This window comes from Aquimarina sp. Aq107, from assembly GCF_943733665.1.
GTDB lineage: Bacteria > Bacteroidota > Bacteroidia > Flavobacteriales > Flavobacteriaceae > Aquimarina.
In genome coordinates this window covers 3,838,584-3,864,463 of record NZ_OX030782.1, presented here as the reverse complement: position 1 = coordinate 3,864,463, position 25,880 = coordinate 3,838,584, and the positions used below count along the sequence as shown (strand labels likewise).

Sequence of the window (25,880 nt, the reverse complement as noted above, 5' to 3'; positions counted from 1 at the left end):
CCATAATTTTATTGAGGTTTATTAACATATTTTTTAAGGGAATTTTCCTTAATTTTAAGTAAATTCCTACTTACATACCCCTTCTGTTATAATAAAATGAATAAGACAATGAAACTTGAAAAAAAGATAGATGTAGATCCAATTTTGGATAGCGGGGAACACTATTTGCAAAAAGAATTATACGATCTGGTTAAAAAAGAAAGTTCAATATTCGATTTTTTACAAGTCGGAGCGCTGGATGGGTTATGGTTTTGGGATTTATTAGATCCAGAAAACGTATGGATGAACTCCAGTTATTGGACTACATTTGGATATGATCCCAAGAAAATGCCTCATAAAGTAGATTCTTGGCAGGATATTGTATTTAAAGAAGATTTAAAAAATGTATATGCCAATTTTGCAAGCCATGCAGAAGATCCTACCTTCCCATATGATCAAATAGTTAGATTTAGGCACAAGTTAGGACATACTATATGGGTTCGGTGTAGAGGTATGATGTTACGGGATAAGAAAGGGAAGCCTGTTAAGATGTTAGGAGCGCATACTGATATTACAGATATTAAAATAAAAGAAGAAGAACTTAAACTTCAATCAGCTTTTTTCGAACATATAATTGATGGAACCGGCCTAGGGACTTGGAAATGGAATGTTAAAACAGGAGAAACAATTCTTAATAAACGTTGGGCAGAAATGATTGGATACTCACTTTCAGAATTAGAACCAATTTCTTTGAGTACTTGGTTAGAACATTCAACTAAAGAAGATCAAGATAGATCAAATAAACTTTTAAAAGATCATTTTCTAAAAAAAACACCTTTTTACGAGTGTGAGTTTAGAATGAGACACAAAAATGGTGAATGGATTTGGGTTTTAGATAGAGGGAAAGTTGTAAGTTGGGATGAAAATGGGGATCCTGAATGGATGGTTGGATCTCATCAAGAGATTACTAAAAAGAAGAAGGATTTTGAGAGGAATAGACTTTTTATAGAGCAAACTCCTAGTGCAATTGCAATGCTAGATGATAAAATGAATTATTTAGCAGCTTCTCAAAAATGGTTAGAAGTGTATGAGATAGAAGATATTGAAATTATTGGTAAATCATATTATGAGATTTTTTCTAAAATCAGTGAAGCAAGGAAAACGAATATTGTCAACTGTTTAAAAGGAAATGTTGTTAAAAATTATGAAGAGAAAATAGAAACTAAAAGTGGCAAATCTAAGTGGTTGTCTTGGGAGTTACGCCCTTGGTACTCAGATGATATTGAAATAGGTGGTTTGATAATTCATGTTTCTGATATTACTAGGATAAAAAAAGAAGAGGAATTAAAATCTTTGTTAAAAGTAGCAGAAGAGCAGAACAGAAGACTAAAAAACTTTGCTCATATTGTTTCTCATAATCTTAAATCTCATTCAGGAAATTTTGAAATGTTACTGGATCTATTTTTACAGGAAAACCCGGAAATAGAAGACAATGAAATTATTAAACTTTTTAAAACTGCTTCAAGTAATCTTTCTGATACTATTGCCCATTTAAATGAGGTAGTTTTAATAAATACTTCGCTTGATAAAAGTTTGGTGCCAATACAGCTTAAAGATGTTATTGATGAGGTCGTAAGAGGTGTTTCTGCAATAGCATTAGAGTCCAAAGTAGAAATTAATAATTTAGTTGATGATGACATTGATGTATTAGCCATACCGGCTTATTTAGATAGTATATTACTCAACTTTATTACAAATGGTATTAAATATAGATCAAGGGAACGAAAAAGTCATATAACCCTCAGTGCAGTTAAAAACAGGAAGTATGTAGTTTTATCTATAGCGGATAATGGATTGGGAATCGATTTGGTTAAGCATCGATCTAAGCTGTTTGGAATGTATAAAACCTTTCATCCTAATATTAAAAACTCAAGAGGGATAGGATTGTTTATTACTAAAAATCAAGTAGAAGCAATTGGAGGAAAGATAGAAGTAATTAGTACGGTTAATCAAGGAACAACTTTTAAAATTTATATGAAATATGAGAAGAATTGATATTGCTTGTGTTATAGACGACGACCCTATTTTTGTTTTTGGGATTAAAAAGGTTATGCAACTCATTGACTTTTGTGAAGGAATATTGGTTTTTAAAAATGGCCAAGAGGCATTAAATAATTTAAGAGCGATTATTTCGGCAAAGGAAAAGCTACCAGATATTATTTTGTTGGATTTAAATATGCCAGTATTGGATGGATGGCAATTTTTGGATGAGTTCATTAAGATACCTTGCGAGAAAGAAATACTTATCTATGTTGTTTCTTCATCAGTTGATCCAGAGGATGTTCTTAAAGCTACATCTTACGAAGGAGTAAGTGATTATATAGTAAAACCTATATCAGTTGCAAAATTGAAGGAGGTTTTGAATGATTTTGAAAGTGCTTTTTAATACTATTATTAAAAAATACTATTTAGTTAATTCTCTAAATAGACTTTCTAAATCTTTATTTTTTCTTGAAAGTTGAAGAATTTTCAATTCATTATCGTGAGCAAAATCAAAAACTGCTGATCTCATATCTGTAGTAGTGTCAAATGTAAGTTGATATACAAATCCATGGATGTTTTGTACATCTTTTATATGTTCAAATTTTAATAAAAAAGCTTCTTCTACTCTATAATCAAATTCAACTTCTATGAGTTGATCCATTTGATCAGTCATTTCATTTAAGTTTTTATCAGCGACAACTTCACCTTGATTAATTATAATCACTCTGTCGCACATTGCTTCCACCTCCTGCATAATGTGTGTAGATAAAAAAACTGTTTTTTCCTTGCCGACTGACTTAATAAGTTCTCTGATCTCTACTAACTGATTGGGATCAAGACCTGTTGTTGGTTCATCTAGTATTAAAACTTTTGGATCATGTAGCAAAGCACACGCTAGCCCTACACGTTGTCGATATCCTTTAGATAATTGACTAATTTTTTTATTTGACTCTGGTAGTAGGCCAGTTAATGTAATTACTTCTTCTATTCTAGATTTTGTGATTTTATACACCTGTGCATTGAATAATAAATATTCTCTAACGTACATTTCCAAATACAAAGGATTGTGTTCAGGAAGATATCCAACACTTTTTTGTACTTCTATGGGCTGCGTATGTATATCAAAACCATTGACTAAAGCTTCTCCTTCAGTTGGGTCTAAATAGGTAGTTAAGATTTTCATCATGGTAGATTTTCCAGCACCATTGGGCCCTAAAAAACCAACAATTTCTCCCTGATTTACTTTAAAAGAAACTTCTTTTAAAGCATTTTGATTATCATATATCTTCGTAATATTTGAAACTGAAATTGACATAAATATATATTATAACTACCCGTTATGTTCAAAAGTACATAAAACGATATTTATTGTATCGATAACCAATAAAAAATTAAAAAACTGATTATAACATTTAGATAATATTTAGGTAAACATATGTTGAATCTGTTTTATTAACTTTAAATATCAAAACCAGTATATATGTTACTTAATAGGATAAATAATAATATAGTTCGTTTTTTTACCAAAGTGATTTATAATATTCAAAAGGTAATTTTCTTTATTATATACCCATATATTAAGAAGAGCCTGTTTAAGCATTAGTAACTATTCTTTCCTTGAATTTTATTTATCAGTGAGTAATATTGACCATCTTATTTGGGGAGTTACAACCGCAGCTGCCCAAACTGAAGGAGCTTTTAATACGGATGGTAGAGGTCCTTCTATATGGGATACATTTACTAACAAATCAAAAAGTATTAAGGATAAATCAAACAATCAAATTGCAACAAATTTTTATGAGCGATATAAGGAAGATATAGATTTATCAGTTGAAATCGGTTTAAAAATATTTCGTTTTTCAATTTCTTGGTCAAGAGTTTTGCCTAATGGATCAGGAGCAATCAATGAAAAGGGAATTGCATTTTATAATAAAGTAATTGATTATTGTATAGAAGTTGGTATAGAACCATGGATTACTACATATCATTGGGATTTACCGCAGAAATTACAAGATAAAGGTGGTTGGAAAAATCGAGATATAATTACTGATTATGAAAACTACATTAAAGTACTTAAGCTTTATTTTGTCGACCGAGTAAAAAATTGGATACTTATTAACGAAGCTATTGTGTGTATTGGAGCAGGATATTTTTTAGGAATACACGCTCCTGGCAAGCGAGGGATTAAAAGTTTTAGTGCTAGTATTCATCATATTTTATTAGCTCAGGCTAAAGGTTATAGAGTTTTAAAAGGTCAGAAAGATATAAAAGTTGGCACCGCTATTAGTTGCACAAAAATTGAATCACATTCCAATAGAAAAAAAGATTTGAGTGCTGCGAGCCGAATTGATGCCTTAATGAATCGTTTATGTATTGAACCTTATTTAGGTTTAGGGTATCCTGAGAAGGAACTTCCTCTTGTAAAAAGAATTAAGCGATTTGTACAACAAGGTGATATGGAAGAGATGAAAGTTGATTTTGACTTTTGGGGAATTCAGACATACGCTCGAGAAGTGGTTAAAAGTGCTTGGTATATTCCTTATTTAGGTAGTATTCCTATTAAACCAAGTAAAAGGGAAGTGCCTGTTTCTGTTATGGGATGGGAAACTTATCCAGAGGGAGCCCAATATTTTCTGGAAAGATTTTCGATGTATGATTCAGAAAAACCATTGTGGCTTACAGAATGTGGAATGGCATTATCAACAAAAGAAGATGACGCTAAACGCATAGAATACTACATGCATATTATAGAGGGTATGAAAAAGATTTCTGATCTAGGAATCAACTTAAAAGGAATATTGCTTTGGACGCTTGTCGATAATTTTGAATGGGCCGAAGGGTATATTCCAAAATTCGGAATAATCGGTATGGATAAAATTACACTCAATAGAAAAATGAAAAAAACAGCATTTTGGCTTAAAGATTATTTGTCCAATCGTTCAGGTTAAATATAGAACTCTGATGAATGTTTGATTTCTTTTAAAACAAATGTGCTATTTAAAACTCCAATGTTTTCAATTTTAGAAAGTTTGGTCTTTACAAAATCGTGGTATTCTTCTAAACTTTTGGTGTGAATTTTTAGAATAAAATCTACTTGCCCCGCCATATGATAACATTCTTGTACTTCCTCTAAATTTTGAATTTGTTCTTCGAATTTTTCAATAAATGCTTCATTGTGATATCTCATAGACACTTGACAAATAGTAGTTATGGATCTGTCTATTAGTTTTTTATCTAAAATAGCTACGTACTTTTTTATAATCCCTTGTTTTTCTAACCTTCGAACTCTTTCATAAACAGGAGATGGTGTTAAATTAAGAATAGCAGCAATTTCTTTAGCTGTTTTTTTAGAATCTTTTTGAAGAATTCTAAGAATTGTTATATCAGTTTGATCTAAATGGTCCATAGTATGTTAATTAAAAATCACTTTAAAACAGAGAGTTATATCTCTTTAAAAGTAATTAAAACTAAATAACATTTAATATAAAGGAATAATTACTTAAATATTGATAAATATCGGATATAAAAGTTGTATTTGCTAATTTAGTAAGTGAATAATGCTTGTTGTGTGTTAAAATTTTAAGAGGAATATGGATACAAAAGTTTTAGTAATTGGGGCAAATGGACAGTTAGGGTCCGTATTGACAAAAGAACTTCAAAAAAAGTATACAATAGAGAATGTAATAGCTTCAGACCTTAGACAAAATGAGGATTTTAAAGGTATATTTGAAATTGTTGATGCTACAAATAGGAATAGGATTCAAGAAGTTGTAGAAAGATATAAAATTACCCAAATTTATCATTTAGCGGCAATTTTATCGGCTAAAGGAGAAGAAACACCATTGGTTACCTGGGATATAAATATGAAGACTTTGTTTAATGTGCTAGAGGTGTCAAGAAAGAATGATATTGATAAAGTATTTTTCCCAAGTTCAATTGCTGTATTTGGAGAAGGTGCACCTTTAGAAAACACACCTGATGATGCGTACCTTAACCCTGCTACAGTATATGGTATAAGCAAAGCTGCAGGAGAAAACTGGGCACAATATTATTTTCTTAGATATGGTTTAGATGTTAGGTCTATAAGATATCCTGGTGTGATTGGTTATCAATCGTTACCTGGTGGAGGAACAACTGATTATGCAGTAGATATATATCATAAAGCGGTACTAGGAGAAGAGTTTAATTGCTTTTTAAAAGAAGATGCAATGCTTCCAATGATTTTTATGGAGGATGCCATTAGAGCTACAATAGAATTAATGGAAGCTCCAAAAGAAAATATAAAAGTAAGAACATCTTATAATATTTCAGGAATTAGTTTTTCTCCAGAAGATGTAGTCTCTGAGATTCGTAAATTATACCCTAATTTTAAAGCAAATTACAAGCCTGATTTCCGACAAGAAATAGCTTCTAGATGGCCAAAATCAATTGATGATGTTTCTGCTAAAAAAGATTGGGGATGGCAACCTCGCTATGATCTTAAAGATATTACCGAAATTATGATCGAAAAACTACAACAGAAATATAAGACAGGTTCAAAAAGTAAAGAACTTCTAATATTTTAGAAATTTTGTTTGATAGACTTGTAATTTGAGTTTAATTAGTAAATTATAAAATAAAGAATACCATAATGTTTTCAAATATTAAAGACGATTTACAAAAAGAGTTAGATGATATAAAATCAGCTGGCCTGTATAAATCAGAAAGAGTAATAACTACTCCACAAGGAGCAGAAATAGATACTACAAACACAAAACATGTTTTAAATTTTTGTGCAAATAATTATTTAGGACTTTCTTCTCATCCAGATGTTATAAAAGCGGGTAAGGATGCTATAGATTCTCATGGATATGGATTATCTTCTGTAAGGTTTATTTGTGGTACTCAGGATATCCATAAAGAATTAGAACGAAAAACTGCAGAATTCCTAGGAATGGAAGATTGTATTCTATATGCAGCAGCATTTGATGCAAATGGAGGAGTGTTTGAACCTATTCTTACAGCGGAGGATGCTATTATTTCAGACTCGTTGAATCATGCTTCAATAATTGATGGGATCAGATTGTGTAAGGCAAAGCGTTTTAGGTACGAACACAATAATATGGTGGATCTAGAAAAACAATTACAAGCGGCAAAAGGATCCAGAAGGGTATTGATTGTAACAGATGGTTCTTTTTCTATGGATGGAACTATCGCGCAATTGGATAAAATTTGTGATTTGGCTGATACATATGAAGCCATGGTAATGATCGATGAGTGTCACTCTACAGGTTTTTTAGGTAAAACAGGACGTGGAACTCATGAGTATCGAGATGTAATGGGAAGGATTGATATTATAACAGGTACTTATGGTAAGGCACTTGGTGGAGCTTCTGGTGGTTTTACAGCAGCAAGAAAAGAAATTGTAGATATGCTAAGACAACGGTCTAGGCCTTATTTGTTCTCTAATACAGTAGCACCATCAATTGTAGGGGCTTCGATTAAAGTACTTGATTTATTGAGTTCTTCAACTGTACTTAGAGATAAATTGGAGGAGAATACTAAATATTTTAGATCAGAAATGACTGCTGCAGGATTTGATATAGTATCTGGAGATCACCCCATAGTTCCGGTAATGCTCTATGAAGCTACCCTGGCACAAGAGTTTGCTGCAAAATTATTAGATGAGGGAATTTATGTTATTGGATTTTTCTATCCAGTGGTGCCAAAAGGTAAAGCTCGTATTAGAGTGCAATTATCTGCTGGACATGATCGACAACACTTAGAAAAAGCAGTAAAAGCATTTACTAAAGTAGGTAAAGAGCTGGGAGTAATATAATTACTAACGTTTGTTAGTGTGTGAAAACTTAAAAGATTCTTATTGTACAGGTTGGTTTATTTAAAATATTTCATTGATTCTTATTAAAAATTTGATATTTGATGATAATAGGTTTGAATCAATGAAAAAAATGAAAAAATATTTTGTATGGTAATAGTTTTAGCTAATTTAGCAACGTATTAAAGAAACAACAATGAGCAATTTGTTTACTTGGAACCGATTTTATTTTTTCTTCTTTTATTTTAAAAGCAAGATCGGGATCGCTATGTAAATGAATAAGCAAAATTTATAAAATTAGAATCCCGATGAAAAATCGGGATTTTTTTTTGAAATCAAAATTTAAAACGTTTGAGAAAGAAAGTTGCTATACAAGGAATAAAAGGATCATATCATCATGGGGTTGCCCAAGCGTATTTTGGAGATCAAATAGATGTAGATGAATGTATGTCTTTTCAAGAACTGGTTCACAGTTTAGAGAAAAAGAAAAGTACGGATGCTGTGATGGCAATAGAGAATTCTATCGCAGGTTCGATTATTCCTAATTATGCATATATTGATGAACATAATCTGACAATATGCGGAGAGTATTTTCAGCCAATTCATCATTGTTTAATGGCTTTAGAGGGACAAGAAATTTCCGATATAAAAGAGGTGTATTCTCATCCGATGGCTTTGCTTCAGTGTAAAGAATTTTTTAGAGACCAACCACATATTAAGTTAGTAGAAGATTCAGATACCGCAGATGTTGCAAAAAGAATTCAAGAACAAGGATTAAAAGGTGTTGCTGCTGTGGCTGGAGAAACTGCTGCGAACATTTATCAATTAAATATTTTAGCAAAAGAAATTCAGACAATTAAATCAAATTGCACACGGTTTTTTTATACTAACAACTAGAGAGGACTCTGGAGTGGATAGTAAAGAAATTAATAAAGCATCTTTAAAATTTTTAACGGATCATAAAAGAGGAAGTTTAGCAACAGTTCTTAATGTTATGAGCGATTGTGGTTTGAACCTTACTAAGATTCAATCATTGCCGGTAATTAATATGCCTTGGAAATATTCCTTTTTTGTAGATGTTACGTTTAGTGCATATGAGGATTATCAAAAAGCTGTTTCTTTATTAAAAATAATGGCATTAGAATTTAAAATTTTAGGAGAATATAAAAATCAAAACGGATGAGTATTCAAACTGCAAAAAGATTAAAAACGGTTGAGGAATATTATTTCTCTAAAAAATTACGAGAAGTAAGGGCGCTAGCAGCTTCAGGTAAGCCAATTCTAAATATGGCTATAGGTAGTCCTGATCTGGATCCACCTAAAGAAGTTGTGGAAGCTATTCAACATGCTGTTGTTTTGGATGGAGCTCACAAGTATCAAAGTTATCAGGGGATCCCAGAATTAAGGGAAGCTATTTCAAAATTTTACGAAAATAAATATAAGGTAGTTCTAGATCCAGAAAATGAAATTTTACCCTTGATGGGATCTAAAGAGGGGATTATGCATATATCATTAGCATATCTTAATGAAGGAGATGAGGTTTTAGTACCCAATCCTGGATATCCTACATATACATCAGTAACTAATTTAGTTGGAGCCAAACCGGTATATTATGATTTGGTAGCAGAGAATGAGTGGGAACCAGATTTAAAGGATTTAGCTAAAAAGGATTTAAGTAAAGTAAAAATTATGTGGGTTAATTATCCACATATGCCTACTGGAGCCAACGGTAGTATTGATTTGTTTAAAAAGTTAGTAAATTTTGCAACAAATCATAATATTTTATTGGTTAATGATAACCCTTATAGTTTTGTTCTTAATGATAACCCAATAAGTATTTTGTCTGTTCCTGGTGCTAAAAATGTTGCACTTGAGTTAAATTCGTTGAGTAAGACATTTAATATGGCCGGATGGAGAGTAGGAATGGCTAATGGAAGTCAGGAAAAAATAGAAGCTATTCTAAAAGTAAAAAGTAATATGGATAGTGGTATGTTTCAAGGGATTCAGAAAGGAGCTATAGCCGCATTGAATATATCTGATGATTGGTATTCTAAGATGAATACTATTTATAAAGAGCGTAGAAAATTAATATGGGAATTAGCTTCAATTCTTGGTTGCAACTATGATAAAACAGCGACAGGAATGTTTGTTTGGGCAAAACTACCAAAAGGAATTAACGCTGTTGAGTTTATCGATACAATATTATATGAAAATAGTGTTTTTATAACTCCAGGTGATATTTTTGGAAGTAATGGAGAAGGTTATATTCGTTTTTCTTTATGTGTTACTAAAGAGAATATAAAAGAAGCAATAAAAAGATTACAAGTAGAAGCATGAAAGTATTCATAATAGGTATTGGGTTAATAGGAGGGTCGTTTGCAATTGATATCAAAGCGGCATTCAATGAAGCGAAAATTTACGGTATAGATAAGAATGAAGAGCATCTGGATAAAGCAATTTCTCTAGGGTTAATTGATGAGAAAGCAAATTTTTCAGCATTAGAAAACGCAGATGTTGTGATAACTTCGATTCCGGTAGATGTAACCGTGAAACTATTACCAGAAATTCTAGATACTATACACGATGACTGTTTGGTGTTTGATGTAGGTTCTACTAAGAAGAAATTATGTAATTCAGTAAGTGATCACCCAAAACGAAGAAATTATTTGGCGGCACATCCGATCGCCGGAACAGAGTTTTCAGGACCGCAGGCAGCAATTGCTAATTTGTATAGAGGTAAAACTAACATTATTTGTGAAGTAGAAAAGACGGCTTTTAAATTACAGGAGCGTGGAATGGAGATTTTTACAAGATTAGGAATGAGGATACGATATATGGACCCTGCTTCTCATGATAAACATATTGCATATGTATCTCATTTGTCACATATTAGTTCTTTTATGTTAGGAAAAACCGTAATTGAGAAAGAAAAGAATGAACGTGATATTTTTGATATGGCAGGTAGTGGGTTTGCATCTACGGTAAGATTAGCTAAAAGTTCTCCCGAAATGTGGGCACCCATTTTTAAACACAATAAAGAAAATGTAGTCGAAACTTTAACTGAGTATATAGCAAATCTCACACAGTTTAAAGAGTTGATGGAAGAAGATAATTTTGTAGAAATTTATAAAGAAATGGAAGACACTAATCATATAAGAACAATTTTGAAAGGAATTTCATAAAATAACCACTTAAAAACAGATTATTAATAGAGAATAAAAAATAAAAATGGAGAATAAAAAAGAACTTAGAAACTGGTTAGACGAATACAACTTGGATCACCCATTGGTGATTGGGGGACCTTGTAGTGCAGAAACAGAAGAACAAGTAGTTAAGATAGCGCATCAACTTAAAGATTCTGACGCTACAGTGTTGCGTGCTGGAATTTGGAAACCAAGAACTAGACCAGGTAATTTTGAAGGGGTTGGAGCTTTAGGATTGAAATGGTTACAGCGAGCTAAAGAAGAAACAGGAATGAAGATAGCTACTGAGGTAGCAAATCCTCATCATGTAGAATTAGCGCTTGAACACGGAGTAGATGTATTATGGATAGGTGCTAGAAGTACAGTTTCTCCTTTTATAGTACAAGATATTGCAGAAGCTTGTAGAGGGATTGATAATCCCGTATTGATCAAAAATCCAATTAATCCAGATCTATCACTTTGGTTAGGAGCTGTAGAGCGTTTTTACACGTGCGATGTTAAAAACTTGGGGGTAATACATAGAGGATTTTCGACATATGAAAAAACGAAGTATCGTAATATTCCAGAATGGCAAATACCAATTGACTTGCAAAATCGTTTTCCGGATTTACCACTTATTTTAGATCCATCTCATATTGCTGGAAGAAGAGACTTGATTTTTGACCTTTCGCAGACAGCTTTAGATCTAAATTTTGATGGATTAATAGTCGAAACGCATTATGATCCGGATAATGCTTGGAGTGATGCCGCGCAACAGATTACACCAGAAACTTTAGTTCAACATATGAAAGATTTAAGAATTCGTAAAGAAGTAGGAGTCGATGAAGCATACCAAAGAACTTTAAATGAATTACGTGCAAAAATCGATGTAGCTGATAATCAATTATTAGATGTTTTATCCAGAAGAATGAAAATTTCTGATGAGATTGGTAAAGCTAAAGCAAAACAGAATGTCGCGATATTGCAGTCTAAGCGTTGGAATGAAATTTTAGGTAAAATGATTCTGGAAGGAGAAGAAAAAGGATTGAGTGAAGAGTTTATGTTAAGAATCTATAAGGCAATCCATCAAGAGTCTATAAATCACCAAAAAAAAGTAGCTAAATCTTAAATGTGTATAATACCTATTGGGTATAGAGATTTATTTGCATCTTTGCGTTTATGACAGGAACCGTTTATAAATCTACCGGAAGTTGGTATACCGTTAAAACTGATAACGGCACTGTATATGAGTGTCGTATAAAAGGTAAGTTTAGAATAAAAGGTATAAAAAGTACGAATCCGGTTTCTGTAGGCGATAGGGTGGATTTTAAGGTAGAAACTAATAATGATAGAGAAACCGGTGTTATAGAAAATATAAGAGAACGGCGAAATTATATTATTAGAAAATCAGTAAATCTTTCTAAACAAACTCACATCATTGCAGCAAACATTGATGTGGTTTTTTTATTAGTAACTCTTAATAATCCACCAACTTTTACAGCTTTTATAGATCGTTTTTTGGTTACTGCAGAGGCATATGATATTAAGGCAATTTTGTTGTTTAATAAAGTTGATACTTATGATGAAGATGAACTTCTAGAAATAAAGTATCTAGCTGCTTTATATAGAAATATAGGATATGAGTGTATAGGGATATCTGCAAAAACAGGGAAAAATATTGATAAAGTTAAGACGTTAATGGAAGGTCAAGTAAGTATGTTTTCTGGACACAGCGGTGTAGGAAAATCTACATTGGTTAATTTAATAGAACCTAATCTATCCCTTAAAACAGCTGAGATTAGTGATCAACATCAACAAGGACAACATACTACTACTTTTGCAGAAATGTATGACCTTAGTTTCGATGCTAAGATTATTGACACTCCGGGTATCAAAGGTTTTGGAATCGTCGATATGGATAAAGAAGAAGTTGGAGACTATTTCCCTGAATTTTTTGAACTAAAACAACAATGTAAATTTAATAATTGTTTACATATTAATGAACCAAAATGTGCTGTTAAAGAAGCACTGGATAACGAAGAGATCGCTTGGTCTCGATATAAAAGTTATTTGCAAATTCTCGAAGGGGAAGAAGAGCATTATCGAAAAAATAATTACGATGAAGAATAAAATTTTATTTTTCAGGGTAACATTTCCTCTATAAAAGACACATACATAATGAGAGCTGTAATTCAAAGAGTTTCTGAAGCATCAGTTAAAGTAAAAGGAGACAAGATTTCGAAGATTGGTTTGGGTCTTCTCATCTTGTTAGGAGTTGAAGATGAAGATTCTAAAGATGATGTATTATGGTTATCAGGAAAAATAAGTCGGCTAAGAATATTTAGTGATGAGAATGATATGATGAATAATAGTATTCTTGATGTTGATGGAGACGCAATAGTAGTTAGTCAATTTACATTACATGCGAGCACTAAAAAAGGAAATAGGCCGAGTTTTATTAAAGCTGCAAAGCCAGAAAAAGCAATTCCTTTATATGAAGAATTTATAAAAGAGCTAGAAAAAAACTTAAAAAAGAAAGTAGGAACTGGAGTTTTTGGAGCAGACATGAAGGTTTCATTACTTAACGACGGACCAGTAACCATAATTATTGATACTAAGAACAAAGAATAATTAATCACACCCCAGAATAAAATTTGATATGCTTAAAAAATTACAACTAATTTTAGTTGCCTTTTTCCTGTGTACTTTTTCAGGTATTAATGGCCAAGAAGATTTTAGTTTACAGGCCATACTTTTAGACTCAATACTTACGGATAATGCAAATGCTATAGTAAGATCAGAAGATGTGGTAATAGAGATTAATTCGATAAATTCCGTTGTAGTTAAAACAAAGCGGATTGTAACTGTGTTAAATAAATATGGAGATCGTCTAGCTGATTCTTATGAGCCTTATGACCCCGAAACAAAAATAAAAAGAGCACGCGCCACAGTCTTTAATGCTTTAGGTCAAGAAATCAAGAAATTTAAGAGAAAAGATTTTAGTGATAGAAGCATGTACGATGGATTCTCTTTAATAGGGGATAATCGATTTATTTATTTTGAACATACTCCAGTGGAGTATCCCTATACATTGGTTTATGAAAGTGAGGTAGAAACTAAAAATTCTGCATTTATAGAGCCTTGGTTTCCTATTACGGATTATGGTTTAAGTATCGAGAATACATCTTATACTGTTATTAACCCTAAAAAAATACCTTTAAGAACAAAAGAAAAGGCTTTTGAAGGATATTCCGTAGAAATTAAAAAAGCGAATCAAGAAGTATCTTATAGTTTATCTGGGGTTCCAGCCCTTAAAAAAGAATATCAAAGTCCTTCTTTTTCAGAACTTGTGCCTACAGGTAAAATAACTTTAGGAAGTTTTTCTTTAGTTAATGTTGAAGGTGCAGCAGATGATTGGAAAACTATGGGTAAATGGCAATATCAAAATTTAGTCTCTGGAAGAGATGAATTGCCAGAAGAGGTCATCAAAAAAATATCTGATTTAGTTTCGGACGCTACTTCTAAAAAAGAAAAGGCAAAATTGATTTATGAGTATGTACAAAACAAGACTAGATACATAAGTGTGCAATTGGGAATTGGAGGATGGATGCCCATGAAAGCAGAAGATGTAGATAGATTGGGGTATGGAGATTGTAAAGCTTTAACAAATTATACAAAAGCGCTTTTAGAATCTCAAGATATTAAAGCATATTATACGGTCGTATATGGAGATTCTAAAAAAAGAGATATAGATAATGATTTTGCTTCAATGCAAGGTAATCATGTAATTTTAAATATACCTGATGTAGATAACGAAGAAGATATTTGGTTAGAATGTACAAGTCAAACTGCTCCATTTAATTTTATTGGAGATTTTACTGATGATCGAGATGTTCTCGTTATTACACCAGATGGGGGGGAAATTAAAAGAACTAAAAAATATAAACTAGAAGAAAACACCTTAGATACTAAAGCAACAATTTACTTGCAAGAAGATGCTTCCATGGTAGGTGAAGTTACTTCAACATCTAAAGGGTTACAGTATGACTGGAGGTATTTAACAAAATTAAAGTCTGTTAAAGATCAAAAACTATATTATAAAGAGTATTGGGATTACATCAATAATCTAAATGTTATGTCTTTGGAACTTAGTGACAATAAGGATGATGTTATCTATAATGAGACAGTGAAGGTAAATGCTACAAATTATGCTACCAAAGCTGGCAGTAGGCTTTTAATTATACCTAATGTTTTTAATAGAGTTAACAGTAAGAAGCCTAAATATAAAGACAGAAAAACAGCTCTGGTAATCTCTAGAGGATATGTTGATACAGACGAATATATAATAAAGGTGCCAGTAGGTTATATAGTTAATAAACTTCCTCAGGAAAAAGTATTTGAAACAATTTTTGGAACATATTCTTGTAGTATAGAGCAAGTGAATCAATCTACTCTTAAGTATACTAGAAAATTAAAAATCAACGACGGTAGATACCCTAAAGAAAAATATGAAGAATATAGACAGTTTATGTCTAAAATCCAGAAAGCTGATAAAACAAAAATAGTACTAAAACAACAATAACAACTAATCAATCAATATCAATGGGAAAATTATATAAAGCAATTATAATTGTATTGCTGATGGTATCAGTAAATACGATTGCACAAGAATATAAGTTTGGTAAGGTATCAAAAGCAGAGTTAATCGAAAAATCATATCCACTAGATAGTTCAGCAAATGCTGCAGTGTTATATGAAAATAAGAAGGTTTATTATAACTTTAATCAGCAAAATGGTTTTCAATTAATAACAGAAGTGTTTAAGCGTATTAAGCTTTATAATAAAAACGGTTCCGATCATGCAACGGAAGAGATTTTTTTGTATAAATATGGAGGGAATAAAGAGAAAGTGAGTGGTCTTAAAGGGGTTACTTATTCTTATGTAGGAGATAAAATCATAGAAACTAAATTAAAGAAAGACGGTATATTTAAAAATGAATACACAGAGAATAGAGATCAGATAAAATTTACAATGCCATCACTACAAGACGGGTCTGTAATAGAGTTTAAATATAAAATCACTTCTCCTTTCGTTTACAGTATTGATAGAATTTACTTGCAAAACATAATACCAATAAATAAGCTCGAAGTTCAAATTAAGATGCCGGAGTATTTTAATTTTAAGAAACTTACTAGTGGGTATTTACCAATAAATCTTAAGGAGTCAAGTGCTCAAGATGTTATTAATCTGACATCAAAGTCTAGATCAAGTGGGGTAAGTACGCAAGGCAGAAATACTAAGTACTCCAATAGTAAAGTGGATTATCGTATTAATATTAATACAATTAATTCATCTAGTATTCCTGCGTTTAAATATGAACCATATTCTGGAAATATACAGAACTATATATCCTCAATTAATTATGAGCTGTCTTATGTTAAATATCCTAATGAACCAGCAGATTACCGTTCAACCACTTGGGAAGATGTAGCAAAAACTATCTATGAAAACCCAAGTTTTGGAGATGAGCTTAAAAGAAATAATTATTATAAAGATGATATAGATAAATTAGTAAGTGATGTTGGCAGTGAATTAGATAAAACTGTAAAGATTTATGATTATTTGAAGAAAAAGATGTCTTGGAATAAAAGAAGAGGAGTTTTTACTAATGTTGGAACTAAAAAAGCGTATAAAGAAAATACCGGCAGTGTAGCCGAAATAAATTTAATGCTTACTTCTATGCTTGTTAATGCAGGTGTTGATGCCAATCCAGTGATTTGTAGTACAAGTGATAAAGTAATTCCATTGTTCCCAACAATTGATGGTTTTAATTATGTTATAAGTAGAGTGAAATTAGCAGATGGTAGTCTAATATATTTGGATGCTACCGATAAATATGGAGTTCCTAATGTTTTGCCAGATAGAATTATAAAAGGAATGGGGAGAGTGATTGCTAAAAATGGTACTTCCCAAATGGTTAATTTTCGACCAGTAAAACCTTCTGTGAAATCCTATAGAATGCAATGCGAAATAGATCAAGAAGGTATTGCAAAAGGCAAATTAAGCGTTGATTATAAGGATTATGTGGCTCATAGCTATAGAGTTGAAAACTCATCCAAAGACGATGAAAGCAAAGCGGAGCGTTTTGAAAAAAAATATGGAATTACTGAGTTAGAAGAATACGCCGTAAAAGGAGTTAACCAATATGGGAAAGGTGTAAATGAAAAATTTAATTTTGTAATAGAAGATCAAATTGAAGCTATTGATGATGAGATATTCTTTTCACCTTTATTATTTTTGAGGGATAAAGAAAATGTTTTTAAATCTGATGATAGAAAATATCCTATAGATTTTGGGTATGGTTTTTCAAATAAATATATGGTAAATATTAAAATACCTGAAGGATATGAGGTTGTAGAGTATCCAAAAACGTCAGCGTTTAAATTACCAGATAATATGGGTAAATTTGTCTTTAGATCGAATGTTTCTAATGGGGTTATTCAGGTTTTAGTGGATGAAACAGTTACATCTCCAGTAATCCCAGCGAACTATTATCCAACTATTAAGGAATTTTATAATCAGGTGATAAAAAAAGAAAACGAACAAGTAGTTCTTAAAAGAATATAAAGAATGGATATTCAAAATGCGCAAAAAGCGGTAGATGATTGGATTAAGAATCATGGAGTAAGATATTTTAATGAGCTTACTAATATGGCACAACTTACCGAAGAAGTAGGAGAAGTGGCAAGGATAATAGCGCGCAGATATGGTGAGCAAAGTGAAAAAGAAAGTGATAAAAATAAAGATTTAGGAGAAGAACTAGCAGATGTTATGTTTGTAGTATTATGCTTAGCAAACCAAACGGGTATCGATCTTCAAGAAGCTTTCGATAAAAAACTGGATATTAAAACAAAAAGAGATCATGATCGTCACCACAATAATGATAAATTAAAATAATGTTTAAATCAATTATTTCCTCAAAAAAATATTGGAAATCTGTATTTCTTTTAGGTCTCGTTTTTGTTGTGTTATTCAGTGTTATTGAGCATTTAATGCAATATGGTGGCTTGGCATTCGATACTTTTATAGATGAAAAAATAAATAATGGTCTTTGGGTAAGGTATATCACTTCTCGTGTTATAGGAGGATTAACATATGGGATGATTCTAGGGTACTATTTTGAATTAAGAAAACGTAAATCCAATAGATAAAATGAATTTGAAATTAAATCACATTTCGAATATTAAGGATAATGTTCTACAAATTACTGGGTCTAAAAGTGAGACAAATAGATTATTAATCTTACAATCATTGTATCCTGAAATTAAAATAGAGAATATATCAAATAGCGATGATTCACAATTAATGCAGGTGGCATTAGCAAGTACTGATGAGGTAGTTGATATTCATCATGCGGGCACAGCAATGAGGTTTCTTACAGCTTATTTTGCAGTAAAAAATGGTAGAGAAACTATTTTAACTGGGAGTAAAAGGATGCAAGAGCGACCAATAAAAATTCTTGTAGACGCACTTAGACAATTAGGATGTGAAATAACTTATGAGAAAGAAGAAGGATACCCACCGATAAAGATTATTGGTAAAAATCCAGAATCAAATAAAGTTTCTTTAGCGGCGAATGTAAGTAGCCAGTATATTTCTGCTTTAATGTTGATTGCATCTTCATTGCCAGAAGGTTTGGAGATCGTTTTAGAGGGAAAAGTAACCTCGATTCCTTACATAAAAATGACTTTAAGTTTGCTTAAGGATGTTGGGATTCAAGGAACTTTCGAAAATAATGTTATTAATATACATCCTTTAAAAATAGCTACACCAAAATTGGTTGTTGTAGAATCAGATTGGAGTTCTGCTTCTTATTTTTATAGTATTGTAGCTTTGTCGGACAATAGGAGTGTTACTTTGGGTAGTTATAAGCAAAATAGTTACCAAGGGGATTCTGCGTTAGCGCAGATATACAAAAAATTAGGAGTAGAAACTACTTTTCATAACAATCAAATAACACTAACCAAAAGTTCTGCGGCTAACGAGTCAGATGAGTTACAATTAGATTTATCTAATTCTCCAGATATTGCACAGACTATTGCTGTTACTTGTTTTGGGCTAGGTAAATCGTGTTATCTTACTGGTTTGCATACATTAAAAATTAAAGAAACAGATAGATTAGAAGCGCTAAAGATAGAAATAGAAAAATTAGGAGGTGATGTTACAATTACTGATGATTCCTTAAGGTTGGCAGCTTCCAAATCAATTAAGTCAGAAATATCTATAGATACGTATCACGATCATCGTATGGCGATGGCTTTTGCTCCTTTAGCACTAAGAGAAACATTGCTTATTAATGATGCAGATGTGGTATCAAAATCGTACCCTGATTTTTGGAATGATTTGAAAAAATTAGATTTTAAAGTACTGTAAATAAAAATTTAAATGGTGATTTACTTGACAACCCCTATGTCGAGATTGTATATTTGCACCTCCAAAAAAAACAGACACTAATGAAGTTATCACATTTCAATTTTGACCTTCCACAAGATCTATTAGCAGAATATCCTTCAGAAAATAGGGATGAGGCACGTCTAATGGTTCTTAATAGAAAGGATCAAACAATAGAGCATAAACAGTTTAAAGATCTTATAGATTATTTCGAGCCTAATGATGTTATGGTTTTAAATAATACTAAAGTTTTTCCTGCTAGATTGTATGGTAACAAAGAAAAGACTGGAGCTAGAATTGAGGTGTTTTTATTACGTGAATTAAACTCAGAAACACGTCTTTGGGATGTGCTGGTAGACCCTGCTCGTAAAATCAGAATAGGAAACAAATTATACTTTGGAGATGATGAAAGTTTAGTTGCAGAGGTTATTGATAATACTACTTCTAGAGGAAGAACACTTCGTTTTTTATATGATGGATCATATGATGAGTTTAGACAAAAGCTTACGGACTTAGGAGAAACTCCTTTACCAAAATATATAAAAAGAGATGCAGAACCAGAAGATGAAGAAAGATATCAGACGATTTATGCAAAAAATGAAGGTGCGGTAGCAGCTCCAACTGCTGGATTGCATTTTTCTAAACATTTGATGAAGCGTTTGGAGATAAAAGGAGTGGACTTTGCAGAAATAACACTTCATGTTGGTTTAGGAACATTTAATCCGGTAGAGGTAGAAGATTTATCTAAACATAAAATGGATAGTGAAGAGGCATATGTTACTGCTCGTGCAACAGAGACTATCAATAATGGAATTGCTAATAAGCAACGAATCTGTGCAGTGGGAACTACGGTTATGAGAGCATTAGAAAGTTCTGTTTCTTCAGATAATACTTTAAATGAGTTTAGAGGATGGACAAATAAGTTTATTTTTCCTCCTTACGATTTTAGTATAGCAAATAGTATGATTACGAACTTTCACACTCCAAAATCAACATTGTTAATGATGGTGTCAGCTTTTGCTGGTCATGATTTTATTAAAGAAGCTTATGAAGAAGCAGTAAAAGAAAAATATAAGTTTTACTCTTATGGTGATGCAATGCTAATCATCTAACATTTTATAAAATGTATAATAAAAAGGCTCCACTTTATTTTATTTAAAAGTGGAGCCTTTTTGTTTGTTTATGTATTGTAAATCCTACATTTTTTATAAGAAATACGTAAAGTATAGATTTAGGTATTTGTTGTAGAAATCTTAAAATTAATCAGTTATAATGTTTATTTCATAAAAAATAAGTATTTTGCGGAGCTTTTTGAAAAATTACGGTAAAACCGTAGTTTAAAAAAAGGTAAGATGTCGATTAATTTGGTTTTTTGTCGAAAAAATGAATACAGCTAATTGTTGGTTCTATATTTTTGAAAAATTAATCGTTTCTTGCGAGCACCCTAAGTAATTTTAAAATTAACCTATGAACAGAATATTACACATTGTTTTATTTTTTGTAACCTTATTTTCATTTTCTCAAACCAAGGTAGGTAATCTTCACTATAATGATATAGATGTATTTGAAAATAATGAGCTAATGCTTAATGGAGCAGGAGAGCGAGAGAAACTCTATACAATCGGTTTATATTTGGATTTCGAAGTAGACGGAGTAGAAGATGGTCTTATGGTAGCAGATAAAGATGCTACTATGGCACTTACAATCAAGACAGTTTCTGATATCACTAATGATGATTTAAAAGAAATTATTAGAAATGGATTAGAGCGTGCTACTGATGGGAATAGTTATTTAATGGAAGATCAGATAAGGGATTTCATCAAACTTCTTCCTAAAACGATTAATAAATATGAGATTTTTAAAATTATATATACAAAAGATCAAAAGTTGACTTTGTATAAAAACAAAGAAAGACTTGGAGCTGTTACCAATAGTTTAGAGTTTAAACAGGCTCTTTTTAAAATATGGTTAGGAGAGAATCCCGTTGATGTGCAACTTAAAGAAGATTTGTTAGGAACATATGATGCCAATCCGGTATTGGGACAATGGAAAGCATATGACAAAAAAACAGGAGTAGCTATCAATATAGTTCAGTTGTATATGATTAAAAATCAAGTTTTTGGTTCTATACAACAGATGTTGCGTCAATCCGAAAGAGATGCAGTTTGTTATGAATGTGAAGGTGATGATAAAAATCAGCCAGTAGAAGGGCTAGTTATACTTAAACACTTGAAGAATAAAAGTGAATTTAAGTATGCTAATGGTAGATTTACCGATATAAGAACTGGGAAAATATCTGAATGTCAGATTTGGATTGATAAAGATGACAACGATGTGCTTAATGTTAAGTATCGCGGTAGCGGTGGAGTGCAGCAATGGAAGCGTATTAAATCATCCAAAAAAGATAACAGAGAAGATTTTCGTACTGTAAAATTCTAATGCTAGATCCCCTCTAGCGATATTTCTTAAATAGTTTACACCTTCTGTCAGAGATCCTATATCTTTTACATACTTTTGCATATAAATGAAGTCAAAAAAAAGAGATATACGAGCTTTAACTAAAGAGCAATTACGCGAATTCTTTGTAGAAAGCGGAGATAAAGCTTTTCGCGGAAATCAAGTATACGAATGGTTGTGGAGTAAAGGAGCACATAGTTTTGATAATATGACGAATATTTCAAAAACTACAAGAGAAATACTCGAAGATAATTTTGTTATTAATCATATCAGTGTTGATCAAATGCAGCGAAGTACTGATGGCACGATTAAAAATGCCGTTAGACTTCATGATGGATTAGTAGTAGAATCTGTTTTAATTCCTACACCCACCAGAACTACTGCCTGCGTTTCTTCTCAAGTAGGTTGTAGTTTAGATTGTAGATTTTGTGCTACGGCACGTCTAAAAAGAATGAGAAACCTCAATCCAGATGAGATTTATGATCAAGTTGTTGCTATAGATAATGAAAGTAGATTATATCACAACCGCCCATTGTCCAATATTGTTTTTATGGGTATGGGTGAACCGTTGATGAATTATAATAATGTTATTAAAGCAATTGATAAGATTACTTCTCCAGAAGGACTAGGAATGTCTCCGAAAAGAATTACCGTTTCTACATCAGGAGTGCCAAAAATGATAAAAAAAATGGCCGATGACGAAGTACGGTTTAGGTTAGCTGTTTCTCTGCACTCGGCTATAGATGAAGTTAGGACTGCTATTATGCCGTTTAATGAGAATTTCCCACTTACAGACTTAAGAGAATCACTAGAGTACTGGTATGAGAAAACGAAAAGTAGGATTACATATGAATACGTTGTTTGGAAAGGTATAAATGATAGGAAAGAGGATATAAATGCGTTATTAAAGTTCTGTTCTTACGTTCCTTGTAAGGTTAATTTGATAGAGTATAATCCAATTGATGATGGAGAATTTCAACAAGCTCCTGATTCTGCGATAGAGCAATATATTAATGCATTAGAGTCTAGAGGTTTTGTGGTAAATGTTAGAAGAAGCAGAGGTAAAGATATTGATGCAGCTTGTGGACAATTGGCAAATAAATCTTAGAACATATCTTCCTTGTAAATTATTTATCAAGTGTTTTGACCCTAATTATGGATTGTACTATCTTCGCAACTAGTTAGAAAACAAAATAATCTACTTTAGATTGAAAGTTGTTGAGCAAATAAAATTACCTATAATTGATGAGATGGAGCTTTTTGAGCAAAAGTTTTCTCAATCAATGTATTCCAAAGTTGCTTTACTTAATAGGATTACTCATTATATAGTAAACAGAAAAGGAAAGCAGATGCGCCCTATGTTTGTTTTTCTCGTTGCTAAGATGGTATCTGGCGGAGAGGTTAAAGAACGGACTTATCGAGGAGCTTCTGTTATAGAACTGATACATACAGCAAGTCTTGTTCATGATGATGTAGTTGATGATTCTAATCGTAGAAGAGGTTTTTTTTCTGTAAACGCGCTTTGGAAAAATAAGATAGCCGTACTTATTGGTGATTATTTACTATCAAAAGGCATGTTAGTTTGTATTGATAACGATGATTTTGATTTATTAAAAATTATTTCAGTTGCAGTTAGAGAGATTGTAGAAGGGGAGTTGTTACAAATTGAAAAAGCAAGAAATCTTGATATTACAGAGGAAATCTATTATGAGATTATTCGTCAGAAAACAGCTACTTTAATAGCGGCATGTTGTAGCGTCGGTGCTTGTTCTGTGGAACCAGATTCTGATTCCGTAGAAAAGATGAGGAAGTTCGGAGAGCTAATTGGGATGGCATTTCAAATCAAAGATGATTTATTTGATTATGGGGATACAGCAATAGGTAAACCTACGGGAATAGATATTAAGGAACAAAAAATGACATTGCCCCTAATCTATACTTTAAATCATTGCTCCAAAGAAAAAAAGAAATGGCTAATTAACTCTGTTAAAAATCATAATAAGAATAAAAAACGGGTAAAAGAAGTTATTGATTTTGTAAAAATAAGTGGAGGACTAGAATATGCTACAACTATAATGCATAAGTTTAAAGAAGAGGCGTTAACTATACTTTCAGAATATCCAGAATCCGAATATAAATCCTCTTTACAATTAATGGTTAATTACGTTATTGACCGTAAGAAATAATCTAAGCAGAATTCCAACATCCAAAATCAAGTAATTACCGTGTTTTTTATCTAAAAAACATAATTATGGTATTGGTTTTGATATTAATAGTTAATTATTTTTTTGTACCAAGACAACCTTTTTATTCTTTTTGACGTCTATCATTTAGAATAAAGTTGCTCGATTTTTAAATAAAAATATCTATGGAAAAAAAACTATTTTTATATCTCTCAATCTTATTATTATCCGGTTGTGCATCTGTAGAGAAATACAACCAACAAATAAATAAAACTCACAACCCTATTGATTTACGAGAAGATGTTGATTATGCATATAAAAAACTGGTAAAATTACACCCTGATGTTTATTGGTATGTATCTAAGGAAGAGTTGGAAGAAAGCATAAATAAATTAAAGAGTGAGTTAACAAAGCCATTAACTACAAAAGAATTTTATAATTTATTTGCGCCAGTTTTTACCAGTATAAAACAAGGCCATTTATCAATACATGTTCCATCTATAAAACAAACTAAAGAGCAGATAAAAGAAAAAGGTAAAAGGTCGTCACCTTTTCATTCTGTATCGTTTCAAACATCCGATAAAAAACTATTTGTAAGAAAAGTTTTTAAAGGAGATACAACTATAATAGAAGGATCAGAAGTTGTTAAAGTAGAGAATGAAAATGTAAATGATTTGCTTGATTCTTTTAATAAATTGCACGCTAGTGATGGTTTTAATAAGACGTTTATGCCGGAGTTTGTAGGCAGTCGTTTCGGTTTTTTTTATTCAAATACTCATAAACCAAACGATAGCATATTGTTGCATTTAAAATTAAAGGATAGTCTGTATTCTAAATATATATATGCAGATTATGATAAAACTAAAGTTTCAACCAAAAAAGATTCTACTAGTGTTCAAGATAAAAAGTGGAGTAAAGTCGATAAGAAAATAGCTAAAGAACTTAGAAAGAAAACGCGGAAGAAAAATTTTAAATATGGTTATAACAAAAAAACAAAAGATTATAATCGAAATTTTTCATTTTTAGAATCCGATACACTAGTTGGATATATGAATATTAAAAGTTTTACCAATGGCGGGTATAAAGATTTTTATAAAGAGAGTTTTGCTAAAATTGATTCTTCAAAATGCAAGAATTTAGTACTTGATTTAAGAGGTAATCTTGGTGGTAGACTTACAGAGATTGATGATTTATATTCCTATTTAACGGATAAAGAATACGTGTTTATAGAAAAATCTAAAATGACAGGACGTTTAAGTTTTTTATATCCATATTTTCATACAAAGTCTTGGGGAACAAAAACCATGGCTACAATGCTATCACCTATATTAGGAATATATCAAATGTTTAAAGTAAAGCAAGAAGATGGCGAAGCTTATTTTAAATTTAAGCATAGTAAATTAAGAAAACCTAAGCCAAATTCTTTTAAAGGTAAGGTGTATGTGTTGATTGATGGAGAAAGTTTTTCTGCAAGTAGTATTCTTTCTACTCATTTAAAAGCAACTAAACGAGCTACATTTGTTGGAGAAGAAACCGGAGGAGCTTATAATGGAACAGTAGCAGGGATGTATGCAAAAGTAGAATTACCCAATTCTAGAATTAATATGAGAGTAGGATTAATGAAAATAAATGCACCTTATCAAATAGAGCCTGATGGTTATGGGATTAAGCCGGATATCTCTATCAAAAAAACTTTAAATGATAAAGACGAGGAATTACAGTGGGTTATAGATGATATAGAAAAGCTTGATTAAAAAAAATATTTTTTTC

The 25,880-nt window shown here is 31.6% G+C and carries 22 protein-coding genes and 1 pseudogene; 21 read left to right on the top strand and 2 right to left on the bottom strand.

All coding sequences use genetic code 11. The features are described 5' to 3' along the window. Positions 1-108: 108 nt before the first annotated feature. Both NMK29_RS16770 and NMK29_RS16765 read left to right on the top strand, forming a co-directional pair. Positions 109-2,034, top strand: a complete 1,926-nt coding sequence (locus tag NMK29_RS16770) for a PAS domain-containing protein (protein WP_159092093.1) — start codon at positions 109-111, stop codon at positions 2,032-2,034. Beyond that, a complete protein-coding gene (locus NMK29_RS16765; RefSeq protein ID WP_027393084.1) occupies positions 2,021-2,425 on the top strand; it encodes a response regulator in 405 nt (134 codons plus the stop codon). Before NMK29_RS16770 ends, NMK29_RS16765 begins: the two co-directional genes overlap by 14 nt. Before the next feature lie 18 nt (positions 2,426-2,443). On the opposite strand, the gene gldA is transcribed toward NMK29_RS16765, so the two are convergent. Continuing rightward, positions 2,444-3,337 carry a gliding motility-associated ABC transporter ATP-binding subunit GldA gene (gene gldA, locus NMK29_RS16760; protein ID WP_108802024.1) on the bottom strand — a complete coding sequence of 298 codons (894 nt, stop codon included), beginning with the start codon at positions 3,335-3,337 and terminating at the stop codon, positions 2,444-2,446. A gap of 319 nt (positions 3,338-3,656) precedes the next feature. Between gldA and NMK29_RS16755 the strand changes: the two genes are divergently transcribed. Next, on the top strand, positions 3,657-4,970 hold the full coding sequence (locus NMK29_RS16755; RefSeq protein WP_159092092.1) for a glycoside hydrolase family 1 protein: 1,314 nt from the start codon (positions 3,657-3,659) through the stop codon (positions 4,968-4,970). Here NMK29_RS16755 and NMK29_RS16750 read toward each other — a convergent pair. Continuing rightward, on the bottom strand, positions 4,967-5,428 hold the full coding sequence (locus NMK29_RS16750) for an Lrp/AsnC family transcriptional regulator (protein ID WP_027393087.1): 462 nt from the start codon (positions 5,426-5,428) through the stop codon (positions 4,967-4,969). The two genes, NMK29_RS16755 and NMK29_RS16750, sit on opposite strands and share 4 nt — an antisense overlap. A gap of 184 nt (positions 5,429-5,612) precedes the next feature. On the opposite strand from NMK29_RS16750, the gene NMK29_RS16745 reads away from it, so the two are divergent. From NMK29_RS16745 to NMK29_RS16660, 18 genes and pseudogenes are all read left to right on the top strand, one after another. After that, positions 5,613-6,587: an NAD-dependent epimerase/dehydratase family protein gene (locus NMK29_RS16745; RefSeq protein WP_108802022.1), complete on the top strand. Its 975-nt coding sequence runs from the start codon at positions 5,613-5,615 to the stop codon at positions 6,585-6,587. A gap of 65 nt (positions 6,588-6,652) precedes the next feature. Then, on the top strand, positions 6,653-7,840 hold the full coding sequence (gene kbl, locus NMK29_RS16740) for a glycine C-acetyltransferase (RefSeq protein WP_108802021.1): 1,188 nt from the start codon (positions 6,653-6,655) through the stop codon (positions 7,838-7,840). A 348-nt stretch (positions 7,841-8,188) separates the two neighbouring features. Continuing rightward, a pseudogene (locus tag NMK29_RS16735) lies at positions 8,189-9,020 on the top strand (prephenate dehydratase). Further along, positions 9,017-10,174 (top strand): pyridoxal phosphate-dependent aminotransferase, encoded by a 1,158-nt coding sequence (locus NMK29_RS16730; protein ID WP_108802019.1) that lies wholly within the window; start codon positions 9,017-9,019, stop codon positions 10,172-10,174. The pseudogene NMK29_RS16735 and the gene NMK29_RS16730 overlap by 4 nt, the downstream one beginning before the upstream one ends. Further along, on the top strand, positions 10,171-11,019 hold the full coding sequence (locus NMK29_RS16725; RefSeq protein ID WP_108802018.1) for a prephenate dehydrogenase: 849 nt from the start codon (positions 10,171-10,173) through the stop codon (positions 11,017-11,019). Before NMK29_RS16730 ends, NMK29_RS16725 begins: the two co-directional genes overlap by 4 nt. A gap of 46 nt (positions 11,020-11,065) precedes the next feature. Beyond that, the gene (locus NMK29_RS16720) at positions 11,066-12,148 is read left to right on the top strand and encodes a bifunctional 3-deoxy-7-phosphoheptulonate synthase/chorismate mutase type II (RefSeq protein ID WP_027393092.1); all 1,083 of its coding nucleotides are present in this window, start codon (positions 11,066-11,068) and stop codon (positions 12,146-12,148) included. Positions 12,149-12,198: 50 nt separating this feature from the next. Next, positions 12,199-13,149 (top strand): ribosome small subunit-dependent GTPase A, encoded by a 951-nt coding sequence (gene rsgA / locus NMK29_RS16715; protein WP_108802017.1) that lies wholly within the window; start codon positions 12,199-12,201, stop codon positions 13,147-13,149. A 48-nt stretch (positions 13,150-13,197) separates the two neighbouring features. Continuing rightward, the gene (gene dtd, locus NMK29_RS16710) at positions 13,198-13,650 is read left to right on the top strand and encodes a D-aminoacyl-tRNA deacylase (RefSeq protein WP_108802016.1); all 453 of its coding nucleotides are present in this window, start codon (positions 13,198-13,200) and stop codon (positions 13,648-13,650) included. A gap of 28 nt (positions 13,651-13,678) precedes the next feature. After that, a complete protein-coding gene (locus NMK29_RS16705) occupies positions 13,679-15,601 on the top strand; it encodes a DUF3857 domain-containing protein (protein WP_108802015.1) in 1,923 nt (640 codons plus the stop codon). 20 nt (positions 15,602-15,621) lie between these two features. After that, positions 15,622-17,646 carry a DUF3857 domain-containing protein gene (locus tag NMK29_RS16700; RefSeq protein ID WP_108802014.1) on the top strand — a complete coding sequence of 675 codons (2,025 nt, stop codon included), beginning with the start codon at positions 15,622-15,624 and terminating at the stop codon, positions 17,644-17,646. A gap of 3 nt (positions 17,647-17,649) precedes the next feature. Beyond that, positions 17,650-17,976, top strand: a complete 327-nt coding sequence (locus NMK29_RS16695) for a nucleotide pyrophosphohydrolase (protein ID WP_108802013.1) — start codon at positions 17,650-17,652, stop codon at positions 17,974-17,976. Continuing rightward, on the top strand, positions 17,976-18,230 hold the full coding sequence (locus NMK29_RS16690) for a hypothetical protein (protein ID WP_108802012.1): 255 nt from the start codon (positions 17,976-17,978) through the stop codon (positions 18,228-18,230). The genes NMK29_RS16695 and NMK29_RS16690 overlap by 1 nt, the downstream gene beginning before the upstream one ends. 1 nt (position 18,231) lies before the next feature. Beyond that, complete coding sequence (locus tag NMK29_RS16685) at positions 18,232-19,452, top strand: 3-phosphoshikimate 1-carboxyvinyltransferase (RefSeq protein WP_108802011.1); 1,221 nt, start codon at positions 18,232-18,234, stop codon at positions 19,450-19,452. A gap of 80 nt (positions 19,453-19,532) precedes the next feature. After that, the gene (queA, locus tag NMK29_RS16680; protein WP_027393098.1) at positions 19,533-20,582 is read left to right on the top strand and encodes a tRNA preQ1(34) S-adenosylmethionine ribosyltransferase-isomerase QueA; all 1,050 of its coding nucleotides are present in this window, start codon (positions 19,533-19,535) and stop codon (positions 20,580-20,582) included. A 355-nt stretch (positions 20,583-20,937) separates the two neighbouring features. Next, complete coding sequence (locus tag NMK29_RS16675; RefSeq protein WP_108802010.1) at positions 20,938-21,909, top strand: chalcone isomerase family protein; 972 nt, start codon at positions 20,938-20,940, stop codon at positions 21,907-21,909. Between the two features lie 85 nt (positions 21,910-21,994). Next, positions 21,995-23,035 (top strand): 23S rRNA (adenine(2503)-C(2))-methyltransferase RlmN, encoded by a 1,041-nt coding sequence (rlmN, locus tag NMK29_RS16670; protein ID WP_108802009.1) that lies wholly within the window; start codon positions 21,995-21,997, stop codon positions 23,033-23,035. A 100-nt stretch (positions 23,036-23,135) separates the two neighbouring features. Beyond that, complete coding sequence (locus tag NMK29_RS16665; RefSeq protein WP_108802008.1) at positions 23,136-24,113, top strand: polyprenyl synthetase family protein; 978 nt, start codon at positions 23,136-23,138, stop codon at positions 24,111-24,113. 182 nt (positions 24,114-24,295) lie between these two features. After that, on the top strand, positions 24,296-25,864 hold the full coding sequence (locus tag NMK29_RS16660) for a S41 family peptidase (protein ID WP_108802007.1): 1,569 nt from the start codon (positions 24,296-24,298) through the stop codon (positions 25,862-25,864). The last annotated feature ends 16 nt before the right edge of the window (positions 25,865-25,880 follow it).

Coding starts and splice junctions, on each gene's coding strand:
- NMK29_RS16770 (WP_159092093.1), top strand. CDS start 109: ATGAAACTTGAAAAAAAGATAGATGTAGATCCAATTTTGGATAGCGGG.
- NMK29_RS16765 (WP_027393084.1), top strand. CDS start 2,021: ATGAGAAGAATTGATATTGCTTGTGTTATAGACGACGACCCTATTTTT.
- gldA (WP_108802024.1), bottom strand. CDS start 3,337: ATGTCAATTTCAGTTTCAAATATTACGAAGATATATGATAATCAAAAT.
- NMK29_RS16750 (WP_027393087.1), bottom strand. CDS start 5,428: ATGGACCATTTAGATCAAACTGATATAACAATTCTTAGAATTCTTCAA.
- NMK29_RS16745 (WP_108802022.1), top strand. CDS start 5,613: ATGGATACAAAAGTTTTAGTAATTGGGGCAAATGGACAGTTAGGGTCC.
- kbl (WP_108802021.1), top strand. CDS start 6,653: ATGTTTTCAAATATTAAAGACGATTTACAAAAAGAGTTAGATGATATA.
- NMK29_RS16730 (WP_108802019.1), top strand. CDS start 9,017: ATGAGTATTCAAACTGCAAAAAGATTAAAAACGGTTGAGGAATATTAT.
- NMK29_RS16725 (WP_108802018.1), top strand. CDS start 10,171: ATGAAAGTATTCATAATAGGTATTGGGTTAATAGGAGGGTCGTTTGCA.
- NMK29_RS16720 (WP_027393092.1), top strand. CDS start 11,066: ATGGAGAATAAAAAAGAACTTAGAAACTGGTTAGACGAATACAACTTG.
- rsgA (WP_108802017.1), top strand. CDS start 12,199: ATGACAGGAACCGTTTATAAATCTACCGGAAGTTGGTATACCGTTAAA.
- dtd (WP_108802016.1), top strand. CDS start 13,198: ATGAGAGCTGTAATTCAAAGAGTTTCTGAAGCATCAGTTAAAGTAAAA.
- NMK29_RS16705 (WP_108802015.1), top strand. CDS start 13,679: ATGCTTAAAAAATTACAACTAATTTTAGTTGCCTTTTTCCTGTGTACT.
- NMK29_RS16700 (WP_108802014.1), top strand. CDS start 15,622: ATGGGAAAATTATATAAAGCAATTATAATTGTATTGCTGATGGTATCA.
- NMK29_RS16695 (WP_108802013.1), top strand. CDS start 17,650: ATGGATATTCAAAATGCGCAAAAAGCGGTAGATGATTGGATTAAGAAT.
- NMK29_RS16690 (WP_108802012.1), top strand. CDS start 17,976: ATGTTTAAATCAATTATTTCCTCAAAAAAATATTGGAAATCTGTATTT.
- NMK29_RS16685 (WP_108802011.1), top strand. CDS start 18,232: ATGAATTTGAAATTAAATCACATTTCGAATATTAAGGATAATGTTCTA.
- queA (WP_027393098.1), top strand. CDS start 19,533: ATGAAGTTATCACATTTCAATTTTGACCTTCCACAAGATCTATTAGCA.
- NMK29_RS16675 (WP_108802010.1), top strand. CDS start 20,938: ATGAACAGAATATTACACATTGTTTTATTTTTTGTAACCTTATTTTCA.
- rlmN (WP_108802009.1), top strand. CDS start 21,995: ATGAAGTCAAAAAAAAGAGATATACGAGCTTTAACTAAAGAGCAATTA.
- NMK29_RS16660 (WP_108802007.1), top strand. CDS start 24,296: ATGGAAAAAAAACTATTTTTATATCTCTCAATCTTATTATTATCCGGT.